The organism is Mesorhizobium sp. B2-3-4 (genome assembly GCF_006442315.1).
GTDB lineage: Bacteria > Pseudomonadota > Alphaproteobacteria > Rhizobiales > Rhizobiaceae > Mesorhizobium.
The window spans coordinates 612,593-630,409 of sequence record NZ_VFVY01000001.1 but is presented as its reverse complement, the minus strand read 5'-3'; the positions used below and the strand labels follow the sequence as shown (position 1 = coordinate 630,409).

Here is a 17,817-nt window from a genome sequence, read left to right as displayed (position 1 = left end):
TTGGTGGCTTGGACGCCTGATCTTTATCGCAACATAAGGACGTTGCAGATATCTCCGGCAGCGGAAGCCGGAGCGAAGGGCTCGCGCACGACCAGTCCATTGGCGTCGGCAAGCATCCTCAGCATCGAAGAATCCTGGATGCCGAAGGGCGTCGCGACCAGGGCGCCGGCATCCCCCTTGACCACGGCGCGCACATAATCCTGACGCAGATCATTGGCCTGCATCGCCGCGCCGAGCCGTGCCTGCCTGATGTCCTGCTTAAAGGCGCGGCCGCCGAGCCTTGCCAGAAGCGGCTTCAGGAACAGTTGCGAGCAGACCAGGCTCGCCACCGGATTGCCGGGCAGGCCGATGCACCTGATGCCGCCGAGGCGCCCGAACATCAGCGGCTTGCCGGGACGCATGGCGATCTTCCAGAAGCCGAGCGTCATGCCTTCACCGGTCAGCACGTCGTGGATGAGGTCATGATCGCCGACCGAGGCGCCGCCCAGCGTGACGATGACATCCGCGCCTGCCGCGACCGCCTTCCTGATCAGGCCGGCAATGGCCTCCTTGCGGTCGGCGGCAATACCGAGGTCGAGCGCGCGGGCGCCGACGGATTGCGCGGCGGCGGCAACGCCGTAGGCGTTGGACGAGATGATCTGGTCCGGCCCGAGATCGCTGCCGGGTGGCAATAACTCATCGCCGGTGGCGATGATGGCGACCAGCGGGCGTTTCACCACGCTCAGCCGGGGGTGGTTGGCCGATGCCGCCAGCGACAATGCCGCGGGGTCGAGCACACGTCCCTTTTCCAACAGCACGTCGCCTTTGGAAAAATCGAGGCCGATGCGGCGGATGTTGCGCCACTCGGGGGTGGGCTCGATCACTTCGATAGTGCCACTGCCGAGATCCCGGACATTTTCCTGGATGACGATGGTGTCGGCGCCGTCAGGCAGCGGGGCGCCGGTGAAGATGCGCACGGCCTGGGCCTTGCCGACCGTACCCTCGAAGCCGCTCCCGGCCGGCGCCATGCCGATCACCGAGAGTTTCGACGGTATCGAGGCCACATCGGCGGTGCGGACGGCATAGCCATCCATGGCCGAAGCGTTGAAAGGCGGCTGGGTGCGAAGCGCCACGACCGGTTCGGCCAGCACACGATCGACCGCCTCGATGAGAGGGACGCTTTCACCGGCCAGCGGCACAGCGCCGTCGAGCAGACGTTCGAGCGCCTCGGCGACCGGAACCAGCGCCATCAGGCACCAGCCTTGTAATCGCCGGACTTGCCGCCGGTCTTTTCCACCAGCCGGATGCCGGAGATGACCATGGCCCGGTCCACGGCCTTGGCCATGTCGTAGATGGTCAGGCAGGCCACGGACGCCGCCGTCAATGCCTCCATTTCGACACCGGTCTTGCCGGCGACGCGCGCCAGTGCGGTGACCTTCAGGCCCGGCAGCGTATGATCAGGCTCGATATCAACGGAAACCTTGGTCAGCAGCAGGGGGTGGCAGAGCGGAATCAGTTCATGCGTCTTCTTCGCCGCCATGATGCCTGCGATGCGCGCGGTGCCAAGCACATCGCCTTTCTTGGCGTTGCCGGAGAGGATGGTCTTCAGCGTCTCGGGCTGCATCGAGACGAAGCCTTCGGCGATCGCGGTGCGCGTCGTCTCTTCCTTGTCGCCGACGTCGACCATGTTGGCCTCGCCCTGTGCGCCAAGGTGCGTGAGGGTGGCCGCCACGATCAGATCGCCTCGGCTACTGCCTTGCCCGTCAGGAGCAAGCGCGTCGCGGCGGCGACGTCCTGTTGCCGCATCAGGCTTTCGCCGACGAGGAAGGTGCCTATGCCGCTCTTCTGCATCCTGAGGCAGTCGGCGTGAGTGAAGATACCGCTCTCGCTGACCAGCAGGCGGTCGGCGGGTACCATCGCCGCCAGCCGCTCGGACGTTTCAAGGCTGGTTTCGAACGTTCTCAGATTTCGGTTGTTGATACCGATCAGCCGCGACGACAATTTCAACGCCCGTTCCGTCTCGGCCTCGTCATGCACCTCGATCAGCGCATCCATGCCGAGTTCGAATGCGGTCGCTTCCAACTCGTGCGCCATGGCGTCGTCGACGCCGGCCATGATGATCAGGATGGCGTCCGCGCCCCAGGCGCGGGCCTCGTGAACCTGGTAGGGATCGAACAGGAAGTCCTTGCGCAGCGCGGGCAGGGCAACGGCTGCTGTTGCCCTGGTGAGGAACTCGGGCGCGCCCTGGAAGGACGGCGCATCCGTCAGCACAGAAAGGCAGGCAGCGCCGCCCGTCTCATAGGCCTTCGCCAGTGCCGGCGGATCGAAATCGGCACGGATCAACCCTTTGGACGGGCTTGCCTTCTTGATCTCGGCGATCAGGGCGAAATCGCCTGATCTGCGCTTCGCCTCAAGCGCGGCCATGAAGCCGCGCGGTGCGTCGGCATCCTTTGCCCGCGCCTTGATCTCGGCCAGCGGTATCAGCGCCTTGGCGGCGGCGATCTCGTCGCGCTTGTAGGCTTCGATCTTGCGCAGAATGTCAGACACCGTTCATCCGTTCGAAATTTCGACCAGCCGGTCGAGCACCTGCAGCGCCCGGCCGCTGTCGATGGCCTGCGCGGCGATGGCAATGCCGTCACCCAGTGTCGTCGCCTTGCCGGCAATCACCAGACCGGCGCCGGCATTCATCAGCACCGTGTCGCGATAGGCGCCGGGAGCGCCCGCCAGCATATCGCGCAAGGCCTTGGCGTTGTAGGCGGCGTCGCCGCCGCGCAGCTCGTCCTTGGTATGGCGCATCAGCCCAACCTCTTCCGGAGTCAGCGTGAAGCCGCGGATCTCGCCGCCGACCAGTTCGGCGACATGCGTCTCACCAGTGGTGGTGATCTCGTCATAGCCATCGCCATGGGCGACCCAGGCGTGCTCGGTGCCCAGCGCCTTCAATGTCTCGGCCACCGGCATGATCCATTCCGGCAGGAAGACGCCGACCATCTGCCGCTTCACTCCGGCCGGATTGGAGAGGGGGCCGAGCAGGTTGAAGATGGTGCGGGTGCCGAGCTCGACGCGGGTCGGGCCGACATGCTTCATGGCTGGATGGTGCGCGGGCGCGAACATGAAGCCGACGCCTGCTTCGTGAATGCATCGGCCGATGAACTCGGGCGAGAGGTCGATCTTGACGCCGAGCGCGATCAGCACATCGGCCGCGCCGGTCAGCGACGACAGGCCGCGATTGCCGTGCTTGGCGACCGGAACGCCGCTGGCGGCAATGACGAAAGCCGATCCCGTCGAGATATTGACCGAGTGGGAATTGTCGCCACCGGTGCCAACGATATCGATCGCGCCGTCAGGCGCGTCGACGCGAAGCATCTTGGCGCGCATCGTGGCAACGGCGCCGGAAATCTCGCCCACCGTCTCGCCGCGCACGCGCAGCGCCATCAGGAAGCCGCCGATCTGCCCCGGGGTCGCGTCGCCCGACATGATGATGTCGAAGGCCTCGCGCGCTTCCTCGAAGGACAGCGCGCTGCCGGTCGCGACCTTGGCGATATGGGTTTTCAGCGCGCTCATCTTGTCGAGGCTTGGGCTACGGCGGCCTGGTCGACGCGGACGTCGTACTGCGTCTGCAACTGCGCCACCAACTGGTCGAGCAGATCGTCGGACATGCCGGAGGTGAACGATTTCTGCGCGTCCTCGGGCACCGAGCTGGCATCGGCGCCGGCCGGTTCGAACACTTCGGCGACCTTGAACAGGATCTGGCCGTCGCCAGTGGGCGAGGGGATCAGGCCGGTGCCGCCTTCGCCGACGCCAAACATCACGGCGGCGCCCTCCTTGCCGAAATCGGCATCATCGGCTTCGCGCTTCAAGCCGCGCTTGGTCTGCTTTTCCAGCTTGAGCTCACCGGCGATGACATCGAGCGTGGCGCCGGCCCTGAGCCTCTTCTCCAACTCGTCCGCCTTGGCCGCGAGCCGCTTGGTGGTCTCGGCCGCCATCCAGTCGGCGACGACTTTCTGGCGCACTTCGTCAAGAGTGCGGTCGCGGGCCGGCGTGATCGAGCCGACCTCGTAGAAGACGAAGCCGTTGTCGGCGGTGGTCAGCGCCTCATTTTCGGTGTTGGGTTCGGCATCGAAGACGGCCTTGATCAGCGCCGGCGATTCCGGCAGGTCCTTGACGATGGAGCCATCGGGCCGCAGCCCGCTGCGATCGATGGCGTCGATGGTGATGTCCTTCAACTTCAACTTGGCGGCCGTGTCGGCCAGCGAACTGCCCGATGCGCGGGTGTCCTCATAATTGTCGTGCACATCCAGTAGGATGCGGCTTGCCTCGCCGAGCGCCAGGTCCTTGCGGATCTGGTCGGACACTTCCGTCAGCGGCTTCACCACCTCCGGCTTGATCTCGGTCACGCGCAGCAACACCGGACCGAAGGCACCCTGAACGACCTGGCTGACTTCATTGGCGTTGAGCGCGAAGGCGGCGTCGGCAACCGCCTTGTCGGCGATCTTGTCCCTGGCGAGCGTGCCAAGCAGCGTGTCCGCCGGAGTCTTGCCTTCGGCGGTGACGAGCTTGTCGAAAGTCGCGCCGGCCTTGAGCGAATCGAGCGCGGCCTTGGCCGCGTCCGGCGTCTTGAACACGAGTTGCTCGATGGTGCGCATTTCGGGCGTAGTGTAGCGCGCCTTGTTCTTGTTGTAGTCGTCGCTGACCTGCTGGTCGGTGACGGCGGTCGTGTCCATGATGTCCACCGGTTCGAGGCGGACATAGGAGAATTTGCGGTACTCGGGCGCGGCGTAGGTTTTCTTGTTGGCCTCGAAATAGGCCTGAAGCACACTGTCGCTCGGCGCCTCGATCGGCTCGACCAGGGTCTTTGGCAATGTCACATAGTCGACGGTACGGTCTTCGCCGCGATAGAGCGCGACCGCCTTGAAGAAGGTGTCGGGGGCCTTGAGCCCGTCCGAAACCGCTTCGACGATCTGCTGGCGCACCGCGACCTGGGCCTTGTTCTTCAAATAATCTTCCGGCCGCATGCCAAGATCGCGAAGCCGCCCTTCGAAGACCCTGCGGTCGAACTGGCCGTCCGGACCCCGGAAGGCGGGCTCCTCGCGCGTCAATTCGGCGAGCTTGTCCTTGGAGAACCCAAGCCCGAGCTTGCGTGCCTGTTCGTCGAGAACGGCTCCCGAGACGAGCTGCGCCAGGACCGTGTTGTCGATGCCGAGCGCTTTGGCCTGTTCATGGGTAAGGCGCTGGCCGAACTGCTGCGACATCACCGCGAGCTGACGGTCGTAGGCGAGGCGGTATTCGTTGATCGATACCTTGGTGCCGCCGGCCGTTATCACCGAGTCGTGGCCGGCAAAGCCGCCCATCAGGCGTCCGGAGATACCCCAGGCGGCGAAACTGACCACCAGCAGCGAAAGCAATGTCTTCGCGACCCAGGTGCCCGCCGCGTTTCTCAATATACCAAGCATGGACAATTCCGATTTATGCGCATTTTCGCATGCGCCGAGTCTGAAACAAGCGCAATAGCGCCCTTCCGGTCCACTGTCGATTGCTTTGTGGCCTGATTTTGGTAGTGAGGGCGCTGCTTAATGTCGCCCGGAGAGACCGCCCCATGACCCCTGGAATTCGTCCGCTCGTCGCAGGCAACTGGAAAATGAACGGCACCAGTGCTTCGCTCAACGAACTCAGGATGATCGGCAACGGCTTCATGAGCGGGCTCGACGCGGAGACCGAGGCGCTGGTCTGCGTTCCAGCGACGCTGCTTTCCCATGCCGCGGAGATTCTGTCGCGCACGCCCGTCCATGCCGGCGGCGAGGACTGCCACACCAAGGAAAGCGGCGCCTATACCGGCTGCATTTCAGCGGAGATGTTGAAGGACGCGGGCGCGAGCCATGTCATTGTCGGTCACTCCGAATGCCGCGAACAACGCGGCGAGGACGATGCGATGGTCCAGGCCAAGGCCACCGCGGCCTGGCGCGCCGGGCTGATTGCCATCGTCTGCATCGGCGAGACCCAACAGCAACGTGAGGCCGGCGCGACGCTGGAGGTGCTGTCGCGTCAGGTCGCGGGCTCGGTGCCGCCAAGTGCCACGCCGTCCAACACCATCATTGCCTATGAGCCGGTGTGGGCGATCGGCACCGGCTTGACGCCGACCGTGGCCGATGTGGCCGAGGCGCATGCGCATATCCGTGAAAAGCTGTCGGAAAAGCTCGGCGCCGCCGCCGCTAAAATGCGCATCCTCTATGGCGGCTCGGTCAAGCCGTCCAACGCCGTGGAACTGCTGGGCGTCAGGAATGTCGATGGCGCGCTGGTCGGCGGCGCCAGCCTGAAAGCGGCCGACTTCCTCGGTATCGCCGAAGCCTATCGCAGCATTTCGGGATGAGATTTACGGGGATGGGCAGGGCTCTTACCATCCAAATTCGTTGCAAAGAGCGCGTTGCTTCCCATATTCCGGCCACGGGCTTGGAAATGCCGTGAAAGCATTGTATTGAGCCGCCTCCAATTCACCGGTCGTGTCCGCGGCCGGGCAAGGCCTTGCCAGGATAAACTATGCAAACCGTATTGATCGTCATCCATCTCATGGTCGTACTCGCCCTTGTCGGCGTGGTGCTGCTGCAGCGCTCCGAAGGCGGCGGCCTTGGTATCGGTGGCGGCTCGGGCTTCATGACGGCGCGCGGCGCCGCCAACGCATTGACCCGGGCGACGGCGATCCTGGCCGCGGCGTTCTTTGCGACCTCACTGACCCTGTCGATCATTGCCCGCTACGGCGAAAAGCCGATCGACATTCTCGACCGTGTTCCGGCGACTTCGGACAATGCCGGCAAGGGCGTGCTCAACCAATTGCCGGGCACGACCACCCCGGCACCGGCCGGCAACGCCACGCCGACGCCGCCGTCCGGCAACGATGCCGGCGCGACGCCCCCGGCAAACGCTCCCGCCACGGCACCTGCCGCCGGCTCGACGGCGCCCGCCGCCAACGGCACCACCAATACCGCGCCGGCGACCACAGCGCCAGCGGCGCCGCAGGTCCCGAACCAGTAACCTCCACGTCTCCAAGTCGCGATCTGTGATCGTTTGAACACAGTCGCGGCAAATGCGGCGCGATCACGAAGATTCGACGGGGGCTGTTGCGGCCCCGCGCTTGAGGCATCCGCGCTTATTCGACTATAGATTGCACGCGGCATTTTCGGTGTCCTTGGGGGACGCCGGGCGACGCCGTGGGCAACAAGCATTGAACGATCGGATCTTCGCCATGCAGCTTCGCAGCTTCATTTTCCTGGGACTTTGCGCCGCAATCGGCCTGAGTTCCCCGGCCTTCGCCGCCATGCCGGCAAACATGGCCGCACAACAGTCGGTGTCGCTTGAAAAGACCGATGCCATCCCCGTCGCAGCCAAAAGCGATGCGGCGCAGCTGAAGCTTCTCAAGAAGAAGAAAAGCCCGACGCCGGACGATCTCGCCCAGATCAAGAAGATCGAGGCCAAGATCGCCGCCGACAAGGAGGACGCAAAGGCCAAGGCGCTCGAAGCCAGGAAGATGGCGATGCGCGAGGCGGCCAAGGCCAGGGCCGATGCGGACCGGCAGGCCTTCCTGGCCAAGAAGGGCAAAAGCGCCCCGGCTGCCGAAGTGGCCGAGGCCAAGCCAGCCAAGAAGACCACCAAGGTCATCGAACCCGTGGCACCGATCGAGCCCATCCAGTCGGCCGAGCCGATACCGGCCGAGGCGATGAACGTCGCCTTGACCGGCAACAATGGCGAGCTGCGCAGCGAGGTCGTCGGTGGCCAGACGCAGCCCAGCGGCGGCATTTTTGCCGGCCTGTTCGGCGGCACCTCGTCAGGATCGTCGATAAGCTACCTGCCGGAGACCCGCGCGCTGGACGCGGCACTCGCCAAGAAGGATGCCAAGAAGCCCTTCAAGGTGAAGCCGGAATTCGTGCCGCAGGACGTGGAATTCACCGGCTACGACGCGGGCACGATCGTCATCGACACCAGCGCTCGCCGGCTCTATCTCGTCGAATCGTCCACGACCGCGCGCCGCTACGCCATCGCTGTCGGCCGCGAAGGCCTGCAGTTCAAGGGCACGGTTGCCGTCGGCGACAAGCAGGAGTGGCCGCGCTGGATTCCGACGCTCGACATGCAGAAGCGCGAGCCCAATCACTATGGCCGGTTCAAGGACGGCATGGCCGGCGGCGGTCAGAACCCGCTCGGCGCCCGCGCCATCTACCTTTATGACGGCAAGAAGGACACGCATCTGCGTATCCACGGCACCATCGCGCCGCAGTCGATCGGCACCAGCGCGTCCAACGGCTGCTTCCGCATGATCAACGAGCACGTCATGGACCTCTACAGCCGCGTCAGGGTCGGCACCAAAGTCGTCATCATCTGACGACTTCGTCATCATGCCGAAAGGGCCGGCTCAGCCGGCCCTTTTGTTTTGTCCAAGCTCCCGATCGAACCTTTCTGGTCGTGATGCCTTCCAAAGCCGGATTCCATTTGGGATCACGGTCCCAAGCGCCTTCTTGGGAAAAAACCTTCGCGGCGGTTTTTTCTCTGGCGGAATCAATCAGGCCGCGTTAAGCGATGACTCCCATGGCGCGATATGTATTCATCACTGGCGGCGTGGTTTCCTCACTCGGAAAAGGCATTGCCGCAGCGGCCCTTGGGGCTCTCCTGCAGGCGCGAGGCTATCGCGCACGCATCAAAAAACTCGATCCCTACCTCAATGTCGACCCCGGCACGATGTCGCCTTACCAGCATGGCGAGGTGTTCGTGACCGATGACGGTGCCGAGACCGATCTCGATCTTGGCCATTACGAACGCTTCACCGGCCGTTCCGCCAACCAGCAGGACAACATCACCACCGGGCGCATCTACAAGAACATCATCGAGCGCGAGCGGCGCGGCGACTATCTCGGCGCCACGGTTCAGGTCATCCCGCACGTCACCGACGAGATCAAGAATTTCGTTCTCGACGGCAATGACGACTATGATTTCGTGCTGTGCGAGATCGGCGGCACGGTCGGCGACATCGAGGCGATGCCGTTCCTTGAGGCGATTCGCCAGCTCGGCAACGATCTGCCGCGCAACAACGCGGTCTATGTGCATCTGACCCTGATGCCCTACATCCCGACGGCGGGTGAGCTGAAGACCAAACCGACCCAGCACTCGGTCAAGGAACTGCGCGGCATCGGCATCGCGCCCGACATCCTTCTGGTGCGCGCCGACCGTGCCATTCCCAAGGAAGAGCGCAGAAAACTGTCGCTGTTCTGCAATGTCAGGGAAAGCGCCGTCATCCAGGCGCTCGACGTGCCGCACATCTACGACGTGCCGATGGCCTATCACAAGGAAGGTCTCGATTCGGAAGTGCTAGCCGCCTTCGGCATCGATCCGGCGCCGAAGCCGCGCATGGAGCCGTGGCAGGCTGTCTCCAATCGCATCCACAATCCCGAAGGCGAGGTGACCATCGCCATCGTCGGCAAATATACCGGCCTCAAGGACGCCTACAAATCGCTGATCGAAGCGCTCTCGCATGGCGGGCTGGCCAACCACGTAAAGGTCAAGTTCGACTGGATCGAATCGGAAATCTTCGAAAAAGAGGATCCGGCGCCGTGGCTGGAAAAGGTGCACGGCATCCTGGTGCCTGGCGGCTTCGGCGAGCGCGGTTCGGAAGGCAAGATACTGGCGGCGAAGTTCGCCCGCGAGCGCAAGGTGCCGTATTTCGGCATCTGCTTCGGCATGCAGATGGCCTGCATCGAGGCGGCGCGCTCGCTGGCCGGTGTCGATCATGCGTCGTCGACCGAGTTCGGCCCGACTAAGGAGCCGGTCGTCGGCCTGATGACCGAATGGCTGAAGGGCAATATGCTGGAGAAGCGCAGGGCATCAGGCGATCTCGGCGGCACCATGCGGCTCGGCGCCTATCAGGCGGAGCTCGCCAAGGGCTCCAAGATCGCCGAGATCTATGGCGACACGCAGATTTCCGAGCGCCACCGCCATCGCTACGAGGTCAATATCGACTACAAGCAGCGGCTGGAGGATTGCGGGCTGGTGTTTGCCGGCATGTCGCCTGACGGCGTGCTGCCGGAGACGGTCGAATATCCCGACCATCCCTGGTTCATCGGTGTGCAATATCACCCCGAGCTGAAGAGCCGGCCGCTCGATCCGCATCCGCTGTTCGCCAGCTTCATCGAGGCGGCGGTGGAGCAGAGCCGCCTGGTTTGAGCGCTTCCGGCCGGGCCATGCGAACCTACGTCGCGCTGCTCTACAGCATCGGCCTGGGCGAAGGCCGCAGGCTGGTCATGTCCGATCTCAAGGCTATGGCCGAGAATCTCGGACTGACAAATGTCCGCACGCTGGTGGCGACGGGCAATCTGGTCTTCGAGTGCGAGAAGGTCTCGATTGCCGCGCTTGAACGGCGGCTGGAGAGGGCGTTCGAAAAGACCTTCGGCCGCCACGTCGATATTCTTGTGCGCAGCGCGGCTGACTGGCGCAAACTGGCTGGCCAAAATCCATTCCCGGCCGAATCGACGCAAGCCGGCGACCAGGTCGCGGTGCGGGTGATGCGCGAGCCGGTGGCCGAAGATGCGTTGTCGACGCTGCAAGCCCGTGCCGCCGCCGACGAGAGGGTGCTTCTGGTCGGCGGCGACATATGGCTGGTCTTCTCGCGCGAAAGGCCAAGTTCGCGGCTGCTCGCGGCGGCCAACCACAAGCGCCTGGGCATCGGAACGTCGCGCAACTGGAACACGGTGCGCAGGCTGGCGGAGATGGTGGCAATAGGCAGTAGGCAGTAGGCAGTAGGCAGTAGGATAGTCTCTATGCCTACTGCCCAAAGCCCTACTGCCTAAGCCCTGCGTTTCAAGCCTTCGCCGTCTTGGCGCCGGCGCTCACGGCTGCAGTGCGCAGCACGTAGTAGATCGCCCCGGCAATCGCCACGCCGAAGAACCAGCCGTAGACGCCCCACCAGGACGGCAGCCAGTTGGTGAAATTCGGCAGGATCGAGGAGAAGATGGCGCCGATGCCGGCTGATATGAAGGCATTGACGTGCCAGCCGCCCTGGAAACGGAATTCGCCGTCTTCGCGGTAGAGCGCCTCGACGTCGACCTCGCCTTTGCGGATCAGATAGTAGTCGACCATCATCACCCCGAAGATCGGCCCCATCGTCGCGCCGATGATGTTGACGAAGGAAGCAGCGCTGCCTTCCCACGGCGCGAAGGGATAGAGCACCAGAGCAATAAGCGCCGCGATGTAGCCGCCCTTCTTGAAGTCGATCTGGCGCGGGAAGACGTTGGAGAAGTCGAAGGCCGGCGAGACGAAATTGGCCACGACATTGATGCCGAGCGTCGCCACCGCGAAGGTGAGCGCCGCGAGCGCGGCGAGGAACCAGCTGTCGAATTTGGCCGAGATCTGGTCGGGGTGCAAAAGCACCTCGTGGTAGACGTCGTAGGCGGCGATGGTGGTGACGCCGGCAACCAGCGAGAACAGGATGAGGTTGACCGGCAGGCCCCAGATATTGCCCTTGCGCAACGCAGCCTGGTCCGGTGCATAGCGGGCGAAATCGCAGAAATTGAGGTAGAGCGCCGAGAAGTAGGTGACCCAGATCGCGGCCACCGCGAACAGCGAGGTCCACGAGCCCGGCGTTCCCGGCACGCCGGCGTCCTTGGTCTTTTCCAGAAGCACGTCCATCGGGATGTCGCTGGTGAAGGCGAAGGTTCCCGACTTGACGCAGAGATAGACGGCGAGCAGCAGCATCATCACCCAGACAGCCGGTCCAGCCCAGTCCTGGAAGCGGCGCACTGTCTCCATGCCTTTCTGGATGATCAGCAGTTGCAGCGCCCAGATGACGACGAAGCAGATCACCTCAAGCCCGGAATGGCCGAGGAAATGGGTGTTGGCATTGAAATCGGCGAACCATTGCGACCGGATCAGCAATGCCACGATGGCGCCGGAGGCGGCGGCTGTCTGCGCGCCGTACCAGAAGCAGGCGACGATGGCGCGCACCAGGGCCGGGATGTTGGCGCCCCAGATGCCGAACGAGGCGCGGGCGAGCACGGGGTAGGGTACGCCGGTCTTCACGCCGGCATAGCCGACCATGTTCATCAGCGCGTAGATGATCAGCGAGCCGATACCGATGGCGATGATGAAGTTGACGAAACCGCCACAGAACAGAAACAGGCTGGCGGCGAGATAGTAACCCCACAGGCTGTGGACGTCCGACGTCCACACATTGAAGATCGAGAACGGTCCCCAGTTTCGAACCTTGGCGGGTGCGAGGTCTTCATTATAAAGGTCAGGCGATGCGCCTTGTATCGTCATTGCAATATCCCCTTCTTGCAGCACGCGCCCTCACGCGTTGACCGCGAAGGTTACGCCTGACGCTGGGGAACCGACAAGCAACCGATTTGCCGGCTTTGGCCTTAAAGATATTCAATGCGAACCGCGATTATCGGCGGCCCGTGATGGTGGGTCGACGTTGAAAAAATGGCTTGGATGATTCGAGTTGCGGCCGATCAGGCGATGGCCATCGTCCGCTTGTGGTCCTCGACTTCGGACAGCAGCCAATCCTGGAACAGGCCGGTACCCGGCTTGTTGCCGATGCTGCGACGCTGATGCAGGTAGATGCCGGCCGGATAAGTATGGCGGGCGCTGAACGGGGCGACAAGCTTGCCTTGCTGCAGCAGGTCCTGGGCCATCATGGTGTCGGCAAGCGCTATTCCGGCGCCATTGATCGCCTCGCGCATGATCAGCGTGCAATCGTCCAGCGTCGTCGAGGATTTCGGTGTCGTGTCCAGGACGCCTTCCTGCTCCAGCCAGCGTTTCCACCGCATGGACTCGCATTCGTGGATGAGGTGGTGGTGGACAAGGTCGGCTGGCGATCGCAGCGGCATCGGCCCTTCGAGCAGCGAGGGCGCACACACCGGCGTCAGAACCAGCGGGATCAGCAGCGTCAGGGCCGGGCCGGCCTTGTAGACGAACTCGTCGACAATGGCCAAATCGAAATTGGCGCGCTTGCCCGATGTCGAGATCTCAAGGTCGACGGTGGGATGCAGTCGCCGAAAATTCGGCAGCCGATCCGCCAGCCAGAGGTTCAAGACAGCGGGCACGCACAGGACACGGACACGCTGGGTCCTGCCATGGCTCGGGCTTTCGATGAGACTGACATCGTCGGTGGCGCGCCAGATGGCTTCGAACGCCTCGGACAGGCTGCGCGCGTAATACGACCCCCGGATGGTCGGCGTTATCTGGCGAAAGCCGCGTTCGAACAGATCCTGACCGAGATTTCGCTCGAGCGCCCGGATGTGGCGGCTTATGGCTGAGGGCGTCAAATGCAGCTCTTCGGCTGCATCCTTGATGCTGCCGAGACGTGCGGCGGCCTCGAAAGCGCGCATGCCATTGAGTGAGGGTAGGGCCATCGACCGATCATGAATTGTCAGTTGAGTTTTTGTCAATCGACATGGACAAAATTGGCGTTTGATCGCCCGGCCCGTTCAGGGATACCCAAGAGGCAAGAGCAACTAAGTCGTCTTAAGAAAACGACTATTCGGGAACTTCGGCACCATTCCACCAACGGCGGCGACCGGTTTGACCGGCTTCCACCGGTGGCGGGCGGAGCATTGCACAAGCGGCAAGCAACGCCTCGTCCAAAGCCCGTCACGAGGAGGACGCCCGCTTATGCCTCAATCGCCAGTGCCGGTCTTTGAAACGGCGGACGAGATTTCCGCGGAAACCTCCGTCGTCGTGATCTTGCAGACTGCCCAGGCAGGCTTTGGCCCGCGGGCAGCGGCACTGGATACCGAAACGGGAGGTGCACTCTCGCGTGCCTGTTCGGACGCGACCGTCCTTGCTGAATCAGGCGCCTGCATCGATCTCATCACACCGCGGGCCGTGCCGGCCCGGCGCGTGATCGTGTTGGCGCTGGGCAAGGCCGATGCCGTCACCGCACTTTCCCTGGCATGCGCCGGCGGTGCGCTGGCGGCGCATCTGGAGGCCAAAGGTGAATGCGCGGCGACCCTGGTCCTCGATCCTGTCTCGGGCGTCGAACTGCCCGGGGCGGAAATCCTGGCCCGGGTCGCGCTCGGCATGCGGCTGCGGCGCTATCGGTTCGACATGCGCAACCGGCGCGCCGGAGCGGGCGCCGATCGGACCCTGCGGGTGCAACTGGTCGGGGCCGGCGGCCAGGAGCTGAATGCGGCGCTGGCGCGGATCAATGCCATCGCCGACGGCGTCGAATATGCGCGCACCCTGGTCAACCTGCCGCCCAATCATCTGCATCCCGACAATTTCCACGATCATCTGGAGCCGTTGCGTGAAGCCGGCATCGATGTCGAGATCCTCGATACGGCAAGGCTCAGGGAATTAGGCATGAACGCGATCCTGGCGGTAGGATCGGGTTCGGTGCGGCCGCCGCGTGTTGCGGTGCTGCGCTATCGCGGCAAGGGCGCTCCCGCACAGCCCATGGCTTTCGTCGGCAAGGGCGTGTGCTTTGATTCCGGCGGCCTGTGCATAAAGCGCGGCGAGCAGATGTTCGACATGAAGGCGGACATGGGCGGTGCGGCCGCGGTGGTCGGCCTGCTCATCGCGCTGGCCCGGCAAGGCAGCCCGGTGCATGTCGTCGGCGTGCTCGGCATTGCCGAGAACATGCCATCGGGCACCGCGCTCAAGCCGCGCGACATCATCACGACAGCGTCCGGGCAGACGGTGGAGGTGTTCGACACGGATGCCGAAGGACGGCTGATCCTGGCCGACTGCCTCTACTATGCCGCCTCGCGCTTCAACCCGTCGGTTGTCGTCGACCTCGCCACCTTGACCTATTCTGTGATGCGGGGGCTCGGATCGGTATTTGCCGGCCTTTTCAGCACCGACGATGCCATCGCCTCACGGATGATCGCGGCCGGAGAGAAGGTCGGCGAGCGGTTCTGGCAATTGCCGCTCGACCGGGCCTATGACGAAGGGCTGCAATCGCCGTTCGCCGACATCAGGCATCACGCCAAGGACATGGAAGACGGCGACGCGCCCTACGCCGCGGCGTTCCTGCGCCATTTCACGGAAGACCGCCCCTGGGTGCATCTCGACATCGCCGGCAAGGAACTGACCGACAAGGATCAGCCCCTTGGCCGGGAAGGCGCCACCGCATTCGGCGTGCAAATGCTGGAAGAGTGGGTTCGAACCAGCCGGGTTGCAAACTAGGTGACCAGCGGCATGTCTTCAAACGGTCAGGAGATCGGAATGTCATCGGAAATAGCCACCAGGGAAGGACGTGCCGGCTTCGGCGACTACGAAACCTGGTATCGCGTCAGCGGCGAGCTCGATGCAGCCAAGTCTCCCGTCGTTATCCTGCACGGCGGGCCCGGCGCTGCCCACAACTACGTCGATGCCTACAAGCTCCTTGCCCGGACAGGCCGCGCCGTCATCCACTACGACCAGTTGGGTTGCGGCAACTCCACCTTGCTGCCGGGCAAGGGCGCCGATTTCTGGACACCAAGGCTGTTCATCGACGAGCTTGAAAATCTCGTCGACCATCTCGGCATCCGCGGCGGCTTCCATGTGCTGGGGCAAAGCTGGGGCGGTATGTTGGGCGCCGAGTACGGGGTGACGCGGCCGAAGGGCCTGAAGTCGCTCACCATCGCCAATTCACCGGCTTCCATGAAACTTTGGGTGGAAGAGGCCAACCGCTTGCGCGCCGACCTGCCCATTGATGTGCAGGAGACGCTGACCCGGCACGAACAGGCCGGCACGACGGACGATGCCGCCTATCAGGCCGCGACCATGGTGTTTTACGAACGGCATGTCTGCCGGGTCGTTCCGTTCCCGCCCGAGGTGACGGAGACCTTCGCCCAGGTCGTACGCAATCCGACCGTCTACAACGTCATGAACGGGCCCAACGAATTTCACGTCATCGGCACGCTGAAAAGCTGGAGCATCATCGACCGCTTGCCCGCCATCGATGTTCCAACGCTGATCATCTCGGGCCGTTACGACGAGGCCACGCCCGCGACCGTGCAGCCCTTCAAGGACGGCATCAAGGGATCGCGCTGGCAGATATTCGAGCATTCCAGCCATATGCCGCATGTCGAAGAGCAGGATCTGTGCATGCGGGTGGCGGGAGACTTCCTGGACGACAACGACAACTGAGAAAAGGGGAATAACGACATGAAGAAACTGCTTTTGGCGGCGTCGGCCGCGGCATTGCTGGCCGGCATGTGGCTGACCCCGGCGCAGGCCGAATATCTCAAGGAACATCGCGGCGGCACCATCCGGCTGCTCGCCCGTTCGGCGGCGGGAACGCTCGATCCGCACATCAACTACACCGACCAGGGCTGGCAGATGTACCAGCCGATCTATGACGGGCTGGTCGCCTTCCGCAAGGCAGAGGGCATGGACGGCTTCACCATCGTCCCGGACCTTGCCGAGACGCTGCCTGCCGTCACCAATGATGGCAAGACTTTCACCTTCAAGCTGCGCAAGGGCATCAAATTCTCCGACGGCAAGGATCTCGGCGTGAAGGACGTCGTTGCCTCCTTCCAGCGCATCTTCAAGGTCTCCGGTCCGACCTCGGGCACCTTCTATGCCGGCATCGTCGGCGCCGACAAATGCCTTGCCGACACCAAGAGCTGCACGCTGGAAGGCGGCATCGTCGGCGACGAAGCGGCCGGCACCATCACGTTGAACCTGACCAAGCCGGATGCCGAGATTCTCTACAAGCTTGCCTTGCCGCATGCCGTGGTCCTGCCGGCCGACACGCCCGCCGAAGACATGGGCTCCAAGCCCATCCCCAGCACCGGCGCCTACATGATCTCCGCCTTCGACCCCAACAAGGGCATGACGGTGACCCGCAATCCGAACTTCAAACAGTGGAGCGAGGAAGCCCAGCCGGACGGTTATCCCGATGTCGTCCAGTACGATTTCGGCCTGTCCGAGGAGGCCGCCGTCACCGCGATCCAGAACGGCGAAGCCGACTGGATGTTCGACGCGCTGCCCAGCGACCGCCTTGGCGAGCTCGGCACCAAGTCCATGGACCAGCTCCACATCTCGCCGCTCTCGGCATGGTGGTATGCGCCGCTCAACAACCGCCTTGCTCCGTTCGACAATGAAAAGGCGCGCCAGGCCGTTGCCTACGCGGTCGACCGCAACACGCTGGTCAAGCTGTTCGGCGGCAAGGTGCTTGCCTCGCCGGTCTGCCAGGTCCTGCCTCCGGACTTCCCCGGGCACGAGGACTACTGTCCCTTCACCAAGAACCCCGGCGCCAAATGGTCGGCGCCTGACCTCGACAAGGCCAAGCAGCTGGTCGAGGAATCCGGCACCAAGGGCCAGAAGGTGACCATCATCGTCGAGGATACCGCCATTTCGCGGTCGATCGGCGTCTATCTGCAGAGCGTGCTGACCAGCATCGGCTACGCCGCCGACGTCAAGCCGATCTCGTCCAACATCCAGTTCACCTACATCCAGAACACCAGCAACAAGGTGCAGATGTCCGTCACCCAGTGGTACAAGGACTATCCCGCGGCCTCGGACTTCCTGAACATCCTGTTCAGCTGCGCCTCGTTCCGCGAGGGCTCGGACGCTTCGATCAACATCGCCGGCTTCTGCGACAAGGATATCGACGCCAAGATGCAGAAGGCGCTGGACCTCGGCGTGACCGACCAGAAAGCCGCCGACAAGATGTGGGCTGAGATCGACAAGCAGGTCACCGACAAGGCGCCGGCCGTCGGCCTCTTCACCCCCAAGCGGCTTGACTTCGTCAGCAAGCGTGTGGGCAATTTCAAGTTCAACCGGCAGTTCAACTGGATGATCACCCAGTCTTGGGTGCAGTAATGGCCTGGGTACAGTAATGGCCTGGGTGCAGTAACGAACCGCGGAGGGGCACGT

At 63.6% G+C, this 17,817-nt stretch carries 15 protein-coding genes; 8 read left to right on the top strand and 7 right to left on the bottom strand.

Going from position 1 to position 17,817, the window contains the following annotated elements; genetic code table 11:
* Nucleotides 1-23 precede the first annotated feature (23 nt).
* The 5 genes from glp to FJ967_RS03475 are packed head-to-tail and all read right to left on the bottom strand — an operon-like array spanning nucleotide 24 to nucleotide 5,429.
* Nucleotides 24-1,229: a gephyrin-like molybdotransferase Glp gene (gene glp, locus FJ967_RS03495; RefSeq protein WP_140730287.1), complete on the bottom strand. Its 1,206-nt coding sequence runs from the start codon at nucleotides 1,227-1,229 to the stop codon at nucleotides 24-26.
* Nucleotides 1,229-1,711 carry a cyclic pyranopterin monophosphate synthase MoaC gene (gene moaC / locus FJ967_RS03490; RefSeq protein ID WP_140730286.1) on the bottom strand — a complete coding sequence of 161 codons (483 nt, stop codon included), beginning with the start codon at nucleotides 1,709-1,711 and terminating at the stop codon, nucleotides 1,229-1,231. Before moaC ends, glp begins: the two co-directional genes overlap by 1 nt.
* A 2-nt stretch (nucleotides 1,712-1,713) precedes the next feature.
* Nucleotides 1,714-2,526: an indole-3-glycerol phosphate synthase TrpC gene (trpC, locus tag FJ967_RS03485; protein ID WP_140730285.1), complete on the bottom strand. Its 813-nt coding sequence runs from the start codon at nucleotides 2,524-2,526 to the stop codon at nucleotides 1,714-1,716.
* Between the two features lie 3 nt (nucleotides 2,527-2,529).
* A complete protein-coding gene (trpD, locus tag FJ967_RS03480; protein WP_140730284.1) occupies nucleotides 2,530-3,540 on the bottom strand; it encodes an anthranilate phosphoribosyltransferase in 1,011 nt (336 codons plus the stop codon).
* Nucleotides 3,537-5,429 carry a SurA N-terminal domain-containing protein gene (locus FJ967_RS03475; RefSeq protein ID WP_140730283.1) on the bottom strand — a complete coding sequence of 631 codons (1,893 nt, stop codon included), beginning with the start codon at nucleotides 5,427-5,429 and terminating at the stop codon, nucleotides 3,537-3,539. Before FJ967_RS03475 ends, trpD begins: the two co-directional genes overlap by 4 nt.
* Nucleotides 5,430-5,572: 143 nt before the next feature.
* Here FJ967_RS03475 and tpiA point away from each other — a divergent pair, with 143 nt between their 5' ends.
* The 5 genes from tpiA (at nucleotide 5,573) to FJ967_RS03450 (ending at nucleotide 10,745) form a co-directional block, all read left to right on the top strand.
* Nucleotides 5,573-6,343, top strand: coding sequence for a triose-phosphate isomerase (gene tpiA, locus FJ967_RS03470; protein WP_140730282.1), 771 nt, complete (start codon nucleotides 5,573-5,575; stop codon nucleotides 6,341-6,343).
* 167 nt (nucleotides 6,344-6,510) lie between these two features.
* On the top strand, nucleotides 6,511-7,002 hold the full coding sequence (gene secG, locus FJ967_RS03465; RefSeq protein WP_140730281.1) for a preprotein translocase subunit SecG: 492 nt from the start codon (nucleotides 6,511-6,513) through the stop codon (nucleotides 7,000-7,002).
* A gap of 211 nt (nucleotides 7,003-7,213) precedes the next feature.
* Nucleotides 7,214-8,344, top strand: a complete 1,131-nt coding sequence (locus FJ967_RS03460) for a L,D-transpeptidase (protein ID WP_140730280.1) — start codon at nucleotides 7,214-7,216, stop codon at nucleotides 8,342-8,344.
* 194 nt (nucleotides 8,345-8,538) lie between these two features.
* Entirely contained in the window at nucleotides 8,539-10,176 is a 1,638-nt protein-coding gene (locus FJ967_RS03455) for a CTP synthase (protein WP_140730279.1), read from the top strand.
* A 17-nt stretch (nucleotides 10,177-10,193) separates the two neighbouring features.
* Nucleotides 10,194-10,745, top strand: coding sequence for a DUF1697 domain-containing protein (locus FJ967_RS03450; RefSeq protein WP_140730278.1), 552 nt, complete (start codon nucleotides 10,194-10,196; stop codon nucleotides 10,743-10,745).
* A gap of 64 nt (nucleotides 10,746-10,809) precedes the next feature.
* Here FJ967_RS03450 and FJ967_RS03445 read toward each other — a convergent pair whose 3' ends face one another.
* Both FJ967_RS03445 and FJ967_RS03440 read right to left on the bottom strand, forming a co-directional pair.
* Nucleotides 10,810-12,267: an NCS1 family nucleobase:cation symporter-1 gene (locus FJ967_RS03445; RefSeq protein WP_140730277.1), complete on the bottom strand. Its 1,458-nt coding sequence runs from the start codon at nucleotides 12,265-12,267 to the stop codon at nucleotides 10,810-10,812.
* A gap of 194 nt (nucleotides 12,268-12,461) precedes the next feature.
* Nucleotides 12,462-13,364: a LysR substrate-binding domain-containing protein gene (locus FJ967_RS03440; protein WP_140730276.1), complete on the bottom strand. Its 903-nt coding sequence runs from the start codon at nucleotides 13,362-13,364 to the stop codon at nucleotides 12,462-12,464.
* A gap of 259 nt (nucleotides 13,365-13,623) precedes the next feature.
* Between FJ967_RS03440 and FJ967_RS03435 the strand changes: the two genes are divergently transcribed.
* From FJ967_RS03435 to FJ967_RS03425, 3 genes are read left to right on the top strand one after another with little or no spacing between them, the layout of a single operon-like run.
* Complete coding sequence (locus FJ967_RS03435; protein ID WP_140730275.1) at nucleotides 13,624-15,138, top strand: leucyl aminopeptidase; 1,515 nt, start codon at nucleotides 13,624-13,626, stop codon at nucleotides 15,136-15,138.
* A 39-nt stretch (nucleotides 15,139-15,177) separates the two neighbouring features.
* Nucleotides 15,178-16,083 carry a proline iminopeptidase-family hydrolase gene (locus tag FJ967_RS03430; RefSeq protein ID WP_140730274.1) on the top strand — a complete coding sequence of 302 codons (906 nt, stop codon included), beginning with the start codon at nucleotides 15,178-15,180 and terminating at the stop codon, nucleotides 16,081-16,083.
* Between the two features lie 18 nt (nucleotides 16,084-16,101).
* Complete coding sequence (locus tag FJ967_RS03425; protein ID WP_140730273.1) at nucleotides 16,102-17,763, top strand: ABC transporter substrate-binding protein; 1,662 nt, start codon at nucleotides 16,102-16,104, stop codon at nucleotides 17,761-17,763.
* Nucleotides 17,764-17,817: the final 54 nt, after the last annotated feature.

Excerpts from the sequence above, each read along its gene's own strand:
- glp (WP_140730287.1), bottom strand. The coding sequence starts at position 1,229 with ATGGCGCTGGTTCCGGTCGCCGAGGCGCTCGAACGTCTGCTCGACGGC.
- trpD (WP_140730284.1), bottom strand. The coding sequence starts at position 3,540 with ATGAGCGCGCTGAAAACCCATATCGCCAAGGTCGCGACCGGCAGCGCG.
- FJ967_RS03475 (WP_140730283.1), bottom strand. The coding sequence starts at position 5,429 with ATGCTTGGTATATTGAGAAACGCGGCGGGCACCTGGGTCGCGAAGACA.
- tpiA (WP_140730282.1), top strand. The coding sequence starts at position 5,573 with ATGACCCCTGGAATTCGTCCGCTCGTCGCAGGCAACTGGAAAATGAAC.
- secG (WP_140730281.1), top strand. The coding sequence starts at position 6,511 with ATGCAAACCGTATTGATCGTCATCCATCTCATGGTCGTACTCGCCCTT.
- FJ967_RS03460 (WP_140730280.1), top strand. The coding sequence starts at position 7,214 with ATGCAGCTTCGCAGCTTCATTTTCCTGGGACTTTGCGCCGCAATCGGC.
- FJ967_RS03455 (WP_140730279.1), top strand. The coding sequence starts at position 8,539 with ATGACTCCCATGGCGCGATATGTATTCATCACTGGCGGCGTGGTTTCC.
- FJ967_RS03450 (WP_140730278.1), top strand. The coding sequence starts at position 10,194 with ATGCGAACCTACGTCGCGCTGCTCTACAGCATCGGCCTGGGCGAAGGC.
- FJ967_RS03445 (WP_140730277.1), bottom strand. The coding sequence starts at position 12,267 with ATGACGATACAAGGCGCATCGCCTGACCTTTATAATGAAGACCTCGCA.
- FJ967_RS03440 (WP_140730276.1), bottom strand. The coding sequence starts at position 13,364 with ATGGCCCTACCCTCACTCAATGGCATGCGCGCTTTCGAGGCCGCCGCA.
- FJ967_RS03435 (WP_140730275.1), top strand. The coding sequence starts at position 13,624 with ATGCCTCAATCGCCAGTGCCGGTCTTTGAAACGGCGGACGAGATTTCC.
- FJ967_RS03430 (WP_140730274.1), top strand. The coding sequence starts at position 15,178 with ATGTCATCGGAAATAGCCACCAGGGAAGGACGTGCCGGCTTCGGCGAC.
- FJ967_RS03425 (WP_140730273.1), top strand. The coding sequence starts at position 16,102 with ATGAAGAAACTGCTTTTGGCGGCGTCGGCCGCGGCATTGCTGGCCGGC.